The sequence below is a fragment of the Kineococcus glutinatus genome, from assembly GCF_039542765.1.
Taxonomy (GTDB): domain Bacteria; phylum Actinomycetota; class Actinomycetes; order Actinomycetales; family Kineococcaceae; genus Kineococcus_A; species Kineococcus_A glutinatus.
This window is the reverse complement of record NZ_BAABIL010000539.1, coordinates 1-7,229: the sequence shown is the minus strand read 5'-3', so window position 1 is coordinate 7,229 and position 7,229 is coordinate 1. Positions and strand designations below refer to the sequence as shown.

Annotated in this window: 6 protein-coding genes; 3 read left to right on the top strand and 3 right to left on the bottom strand. The window is 76.4% G+C overall.

Features of this window, described 5'->3' with window-relative positions; translation table 11 throughout:
* Positions 1-1,341: mannitol dehydrogenase family protein (locus ABEB16_RS17810; RefSeq protein ID WP_345713558.1), on the bottom strand; the 1,341-nt coding region annotated here is incomplete at its 3' end.
* A 185-nt stretch (positions 1,342-1,526) separates the two neighbouring features.
* Here ABEB16_RS17810 and ABEB16_RS17805 point away from each other — a divergent pair.
* From ABEB16_RS17805 to helR, 3 genes are all read left to right on the top strand, one after another.
* Positions 1,527-2,654 (top strand): AAA family ATPase, encoded by a 1,128-nt coding sequence (locus ABEB16_RS17805; protein ID WP_345713557.1) that lies wholly within the window; start codon positions 1,527-1,529, stop codon positions 2,652-2,654.
* Positions 2,651-3,190, top strand: a complete 540-nt coding sequence (locus tag ABEB16_RS17800; RefSeq protein WP_345713556.1) for a GNAT family N-acetyltransferase — start codon at positions 2,651-2,653, stop codon at positions 3,188-3,190. Before ABEB16_RS17805 ends, ABEB16_RS17800 begins: the two co-directional genes overlap by 4 nt.
* Before the next feature lie 120 nt (positions 3,191-3,310).
* Positions 3,311-5,467 (top strand): RNA polymerase recycling motor ATPase HelR, encoded by a 2,157-nt coding sequence (helR, locus tag ABEB16_RS17795; RefSeq protein ID WP_345713555.1) that lies wholly within the window; start codon positions 3,311-3,313, stop codon positions 5,465-5,467.
* Here helR and ABEB16_RS17790 read toward each other — a convergent pair.
* Both ABEB16_RS17790 and ABEB16_RS17785 read right to left on the bottom strand, forming a co-directional pair.
* A complete protein-coding gene (locus ABEB16_RS17790) occupies positions 5,454-6,404 on the bottom strand; it encodes an NAD-dependent epimerase/dehydratase family protein (protein WP_345713554.1) in 951 nt (316 codons plus the stop codon). The two genes, helR and ABEB16_RS17790, sit on opposite strands and share 14 nt — an antisense overlap.
* Positions 6,401-7,048, bottom strand: coding sequence for a MerR family transcriptional regulator (locus tag ABEB16_RS17785; protein ID WP_345713553.1), 648 nt, complete (start codon positions 7,046-7,048; stop codon positions 6,401-6,403). The genes ABEB16_RS17790 and ABEB16_RS17785 overlap by 4 nt, the downstream gene beginning before the upstream one ends.
* Positions 7,049-7,229 lie beyond the last annotated feature (181 nt).

The following is a 7,229-nucleotide window of genomic DNA, read 5'->3' as shown; positions in this document are numbered from 1 at the left end:
GCCGGCGGCGGCCGCCAGGGGGCGCAGCAGCGCGGCGCCGTCGTCGTCCACGTCGAGGCGCGCGCCGGCGTGGTCGGTGCCGCGGAGGCAGCGCAACCACGCCGCCACGGCCAGGACGAGGTGGCCGCGGGGCAGGTCGCGCTCCAGGGCGGCCCGCAGCGACGGCAGCACGTGCTCGGGGACCTTGCTGGACCCGCGCCGGCACAGCCGGGGGACGCCGTCGCCGAGGCGGGGGTTGGCGAGGCGCCGCAGCAGGGCGGCGCGGTACTCCCGCAGGTCGGTGCCCGGCACGTCCGGCAGGACGGCCGCCGCCTCGGCCAGGTACCCCTCGACGTAGCGGCGCAGCACCGGCTCGGCCATCGCCCCGTCGGTGGTGGCGATCCCGGCCAGCAGCGCCAGGTGGCCCATGGCGCAGTGCGCGCCGTTGAGCAGGCGCGTCTTGGCCAGCGCGTGCGGGCCGACGTCGGTCACGAAGCGCACCCCCACCCGCTCCAGCGGTGGGCGGCCGGCGCGGAAGTCGTCCTCGACGATCCACTGCGAGAACGGTTCGGTGACCACGGGCCAGCGGTCGGCCAGGCCGTGCGCGCGGACGATCTCCTCCCGCACCCGCGGGGTGGTCAGCGGGGTGATGCGGTCCGCGGCGCTGCACGGGAAGGAGGTGCTGCGGGCGATCCAGCGCGCCAGGTCCGGGTCCCGCAGCCGGGCGGTGCCGAGGACCGCGGCGCGGGTGGCGCGGCCGTTGCGCGGCAGGTTGTCGCAGGACAGCACGGTGAACCCCGCCAGGCCCTCCCGGCGGCGGCGGCGCAGCGCTTCCACGAGGTAGCCGAACGCCGTCGCCGGGGCCTCGGGGCGCTCCACGTCGGCGCGCACCCGCTCGTCACCGGGATCGACGTCCCCGTCGGGGTAGGCCGCGCCGGTGATCGTCAGCGTCACCAGCCTGGTGCGCTCGTCGGCCAGCGCGGCCAGCACCCGCCCGGGATCGCTCGGGGCGTACAGGTAGTCGACCATGGAGCCGATGACGCGCACCTCGTCGCCGTCGGCGCCGCGCACCACGACGGTGTACAGGGTGTCCTGGGCGTGCAGCGCCTCGCCCATCTGCGGGTGGTGCAGCCCGACGCCGACGACGCCCCAGCCGGTCTCGCCCAGCCGGGCGAGCGCGTCGAAGTACACCTCCTGGTGGGCGCGGTGGAAACCGCCCACCCCGATGTGCACCACCGAGGGCACCAGGGCCGCGCGGTCGTAGCCGGGGCGACCCACCCCCGCGGGCAGGGCCTGCAGGGTGTCCGCCCGCACCGGCTGCGCGGCGGGGGACGGCCGGAGGGGCTGGGCGGGGGTGCTCACGGTGCCGTCGCTCCTGCACGCGGGTCGGCCGGCGGTGCGCCGGGCGGGTGCGGGGCACCGGCGGACCGGGGCCGACGGCTCGACCTGTGACCCCGTTCCTACCCGTCGCGCCGCGCGGCGAAACCTCCGCCCGGTGCCGCGGGAAAGCACCTGACCGCCGCGCCCGGGCGTGGCAGGGTGCTGCCGTGCAGGTGCTCTGGGTCCACGGCTCCCCGGGATCGGGGAAGTCCACGACGTGCTGGGCTGTGCGCGAGCAGCTGACGGGCCTGCGGCACGGCTACGTCGACATCGACCAGCTCGGCATGTGCTACCCCGCCCGCGCCGACGACCCGGACCGCGAGGTCCTGCAGGCGAGGGTCCTCGGCGGGGTCGTGGCGACCTTCGCCGCGGCGGGCGCCGAGCTCGTCGTGGTCTCCGGCTGCCTCGCACCGCGGCTGCTGCCGCTGTACGAGGAGGTGGTGGGGGACGCGGAGCTGCACCTGTGCCTGCTGAGCGCCGACCCCGATGAGCTGCGCCGGCGCATCCTGGAGCGCGGCTGCGACGAGGACGAGGTGCGGCGGGTGCAGGCGGAGGCGGCGGAGCTGGAGGCGGGCGCGGACCCCGCCGACACCCGGCAGGTCGTGCTCCACCCGGGGGCCGCGGACCCGCGGCAGGTGGCCCGGCTCGTGCTGGAGCGCACCGGCGTGCTCACCGCCCCGCGCGGCCCCGCGACCGCGGCCCCGCCGGTGGCCGTCCCCTCCGACGCCCCCGGCCGGGTGCTGTGGCTGTGCGGCCCGAAGGCCGTGGGCAAGTCGGTCGCCGGCTGGGCCCTCTTCCAGGCGCTGCTGGGTTCGGGGGTCACGGCGGGTTTCGCCGACCTCGCCCAGCTCGGGTTCTTCTCCGACCCCCCGGCGGACGACCCGCAGGACCACCGCCTCCGGGCCGCGAACCTCGCCGCGCTGTGGTCCTGCTTCGCCGGCGCCGGCGCGAGCCACCTCGTGCTGGCCGGCGCGGTGGACACCCGCGAGGACGTCGAGCGCTACCGCCGCGCCCTACCCGCCGCGGAGGTCACCGTGGTGCGGTTGCGCGCCGGCGCCGACGACCTGGCCGGCCGCGTGGCGTCGCGCGGGCGCGGCGGGGGGCCGGAGATCGCGGGGGAGGACCTGGCCGGGCGCTCCGCCGAGGTGCTGCAGCGCGCCCTGGCCGCCGCCCTCGCCGACCAGGAGCGCCTCGACGCCGCTGCGGTGGAGGACGTCTGCGTGGACACCGGCGGCCTCGGCGCCGAGGAGACGGCGCAGCGCGTGCTCGCCGCGTGCGGTGACCTGCGTCCGTGAACGGTTCCCCGGGCGTCCGCGACGGCACGCCCGCCGACGCCGCCGCGTGCGCGGCGGTCTACGCCCCCTACGTCACCGACACCGTCGTCAGCTTCGAGCTGGAGCCGCCCGGCGCGGCGGAGTTCGCGGCGCGGATGGCCGACGCGGCCGCCCGCCACGCCTGGCTGGTGCTCACCGACCCGGCCGGCGGCGACCGCGTCGTCGGCTACGCCTACGGCCACGAGTTCGCCGCCCGCGCCGCCTACCGCTTCTCGTGCGAGGTCAGCGTCTACCTGGAGGTGGGCCGGCGGCGCAGCGGCGGTGGCCGGCTGCTGTACGAGGCGCTGCTGCAGCGGCTCGCCGCGCGCGGCTACCGCCGGGTGTTCGCCGGGATCGTGCTGCCCAACGCGGCCAGCGAGGGCCTGCACCGCGCGCTGGGCTTCGGGCCCGTCGGCGTCTACCGGCGCGTCGGCTGGAAGCACGGCGCGTGGCACGACGTGGCGTGGGTGCAGCGCTCCCTCGGGGACGAGGTGGACCCGCCCGCCGAGCCGCGCTGACGGGTTCTGCCGCCGCCGGGAGGGGAGAGCGAGGAGGGACACCGATCCCCGCCGTTCTCAACGTATAGCGCGCCCGGGGGCTTGCGGCAAGGCCCCGGGGGTGCCGCAGCATCGCTCGACGTGAACCCCGTGAGCACCAGCGCGTTCGACCTGCCCCCACACCTCGCGGCCAAGGCCGACCCGGCGCTGATCGCCGCCGACGAGCGGCACTTCGCGGCCGTCGCGGCGGCCCTGGAGCAGACGGTTGCGGAGTTGTCCGGGCGCCTCGAGGTCGCGCGCCGGGCACCGGGCGGCGCGGGGCAGCAGGCGCTGGACCGCGACCAGGAGGTCCACCGGCTGATCGACCGGTCGCGGACCCTGCGCCGTTTCGGACTGGACCTCTGCCTCGGGCGCATCGTCCGCGCCGACGACCCCGATCCCGTGTACGTCGGGCGGTTCGGTCTCAGCGACAGCACCGGCCGCCGCCTGCTGCTCGACTGGCGCTCACCTGCGGCCGAGCCGTTCTTCGGCGCGACCCACGCCGACCCGATGGGGCTGGTGAGCCGCCGCCGCTACCGCTGGAGCGGCGGGCGGGTCGGCGACTACTGGGACGAGGTGTTCGTCCTGGACAGGCTCGACGGGTCCGCGGAGCGCGCCGCCCTCGACGACCAGTCCGCGTTCATCGCCAGCCTGGGGATCGACCGCTCGGACCGGATGCGGGACGTGCTCGGCACCATCCAGGCCGACCAGGACGCGATCATCCGCGCCGGCTCCCGCGGCGCGCTCGTCGTCGACGGCGGCCCGGGCACGGGCAAGACCGTCGTCGCGCTGCACCGCGCCGCCTACCTGCTCTACTCCGACCCCCGCCTCGGCCACCACCGCGGCGACGTGCTGTTCGTCGGCCCGAGCCGGCCCTACCTGGCCTACGTCTCCGACGTCCTGCCCGGCCTGGGGGAGGAGGGCGTGCAGACCTGCACCCTGCGCGACCTCGTCGCCGAGGGCGCCTCGGCGGCGGTCGAGGCCGACCCGCACGTGGCCCGGCTGAAGGCGTCCGCGGACCTGGTGCGGGCGGTCGAGGCGGCCGTGCGGTTCTACGAGGAACCGCCCCGCACGGCGGTGGCGGTCGAGACGGAGTGGGCCGACATCCGGGTCGGCGCCGACACGTGGGCCGAGGTGTTCGACGCGGTGGAACCCGGCACCCCGCACAACGAGGCGCGCGAGCAGGTCTGGGAGGAACTGCTCACGGTCCTCGTGGACGAGCTCGAGGACGACGTCCCGGCCGACGTCCTGTGCAGGTCGCTGGCGCAGGAGCCTGAACTGCGCAGGGCCCTCGACCGCGCCTGGCCGCTGCTGGAGGCCGCCGACCTCGTCGCGGACCTGTGGTCGGTACCCGCCTACCTGCGCAGGTGCGCGCCCTGGCTCGGCCCCGATGACGTGCGGGCGCTGCAGCGCGCGGAACCCCGGGCGTGGACGGTGTCCGACCTGCCCCTGCTGGACGCCGCGCGACAGCGGCTGGGCGACCCGGAGGCGTCCCGGCGCGCACGGCGGAAGCGGGTCGCCGCTGCCGCAGCGGCCGAGCGGATGGCCGAGGTCGTCGACCACCTCGTCGCCACCGACGACTCCGAGATGAGGGTGATGTCGATGTTGCGCGGGCGGGACCTGCAGGACGCCCTCGTCGAGGACGCCGCGCTGCCCGGCAGCACCCCGGACCTGCTCGCCGGCCCGTTCGCGCACGTCGTCGTCGACGAGGCCCAGGAGCTCACCGACGCGGAGTGGAGGATGCTGCTGCTGCGCTGCCCGTCCCGCAGTTTCACCGTCGTGGGGGACCGGGCGCAGGCCCGCCGCGGGTTCGGCGAGTCGTGGACCGAAAGGCTGCAGCGGGTCGGGTTCGACCGCATCACCACGGCCTCGCTGAGCATCAACTACCGGACCCCGGAGGAGGTCGTGGCGGCGGCCGAGCCGGTCATCCGGGCCGTGCTGCCGGACGCCAACGTGCCCACCTCCGTCCGCCGGAGCGGCATCCCCGTCCACCACGGGGCCACGTCGGACCTCGACGCGGTCCTCGACACCTGGCTCGCCGCGCACGCGGAGGGGATCGCCTGCGTCATCGGCGACCCCGCGTTCCGCCCGACGCCCCGGGTCCGGTCGCTGACCCCGGAGCTGGCGAAGGGGCTGGAGTTCGACCTCGTCGTCCTCGTCGACCCCGAGCGGTTCGGCGTGGGCGTCGAGGGCGCGGTCGACCGCTACGTCGCCATGACGCGGGCCACCCGGCAGCTCGTCGTGCTCAGGAGTTCCTGAGGTGCGGGCGGGGTGGTGCGTCAGGACGCGCCGCCGCCAGGGTCGCGGCGATGCCCTCCGCCACCGGGGTCGGGGCGACGCCGAAGGTGGTCTCGAACGCCGTCGAGTCGAACACGTACGGGGCGGTGTACTGGTAGCCCATCTCCAGGGTTTCCCGCGCGGCGGTGTTGAACAGGGCGCCGATCCGCAGCGTGGCCGGACCCATGACGGCGGTGGGGGCGCCGGGGCCGGCGGCGAGCCGGACGTACTCGCGGCCGGTGAGCGCCGGGGCGGTGGGCAGGTGCCAGGTGCGGCCGCGGGCCTCGCCGGCGGTGCCGAGCACGGCGAGGGCGTCGCCGATGTCGGGGGTGTACGTCAGCGAGTGGGGCTGGTCGGCGTCCAGGAGCCAGGTGCCCTTCCGGCCGGCGGCGATCCTGTCGAGGGCGAAGGTGGTGAACACGCTGGTGGACGCGCCGGGGCCGTAGAAGTCGGCGCTGCGCCCGACGGTCACGGCGAGGCCGCGCGCGGCCGCGTCGCCGAGGAGTTCCAGCGCGGCCGCCCGCACCCGGCCCTTCCTGCTGCTGGGGTTGATCGGCGCGTCCTCGGTCATCGGGCCGTCGACGCGGCCGTAGGCGTACACGTTGTCGAGGTACACCAGGTGGGTGCCCTGCTCCAGGGCGGCGTCGACGGTGTTGCGCAGGATCACCGGCCACCGCTCGGCCCACACGCGCGAGGAGTACGGCAGCCCCACCACCAGGTAGGCGACCTCGGCGCCGCGCAGGGCGCGGGTGGCGTCGGCGCGGTCGAGGAGGTCGGCGGTCACGGACCGGGCCCCGTCGGCGGTGGAGGGTCGCCGGCCGACGGACGCCGGGGTGTGGCCGCGCGCGAGGAGGGCCCGGACGGTTTCGCGTCCGACGACGCCGTTGCCGCCGAGGACGACGTGTGCCGAGGAGGTCATGGCTGTGTTCGCTCCGTCTCGGGGGTGGGGAAGAGGTCGTGGGTGGCGTCCTGCTGAGCGAGCCGGCGCAACCCGGCGAAGAGCGGGTCGCCGAGGACGGTCCCGACGACCATGAGCTCCGCGACGGCGTCCCGCCCGCCCCTGCCGGAGAGCGCGCGAAGATCGGCCGCCGCGGCGGCGGCCGCGGCGGCCGCGTACGCGTCGAGGTAGGCGTCCGGTGCGTCGAAACCGATGGCGCGCAACCCGTCGAGGGCGCGTGCGGCCGCCTCGACCCCGGGGTTGTCGCTCGTGACGCACCAGCCGTGGGACGCGGCGAGCGCCTCGACGCGGGCGCGGGCTGCCTCGCTGGGCGCGGACTCCTGGGTGCGCCGGGCGCTCATCGCGTGCTGCGCCACCCGGAACGTCTCGGCCAGCGGTGCCGCGTCGGCGTCCAGGGCGGTGATGACGTCCTTGGTCGCGGCGATGGACAGACCTCCCGTCTCCAGGAGCGCGCGGATCAGCCGGACGCGCTGCACGTGCGCCTCGCCGTACGCCACCTGGTTCGGTGCGGTCCTGACACCGGCGGGCAGCAGCCCCTCGCGCTGGTAGTACTTCACGGCGGACAGCGGGACGCCCGCCCGCCTCGCCAGCTCGGATACTCGCACTATCCGAACGTAGCACTATCCGTTCCTGTGCCGTCAACACCCGGCGCGATCGGCCGGCGCCCCTGGAGGAGTTCGACGACCTGGACGGCTGACCGGGCCGTGCGGCGGGCGGCTAGCGTGGCGGGATGGGAACCGGGATGGGAACCGGGATGGGAACCGGGATGGGAACCGGGATGGGAAC

Bases quoted from the DNA above. Each gene is read 5' to 3' on its own strand.
- ABEB16_RS17790 (WP_345713554.1), bottom strand. From the start codon at position 6,404: ATGACCTCCTCGGCACACGTCGTCCTCGGCGGCAACGGCGTCGTCGGA.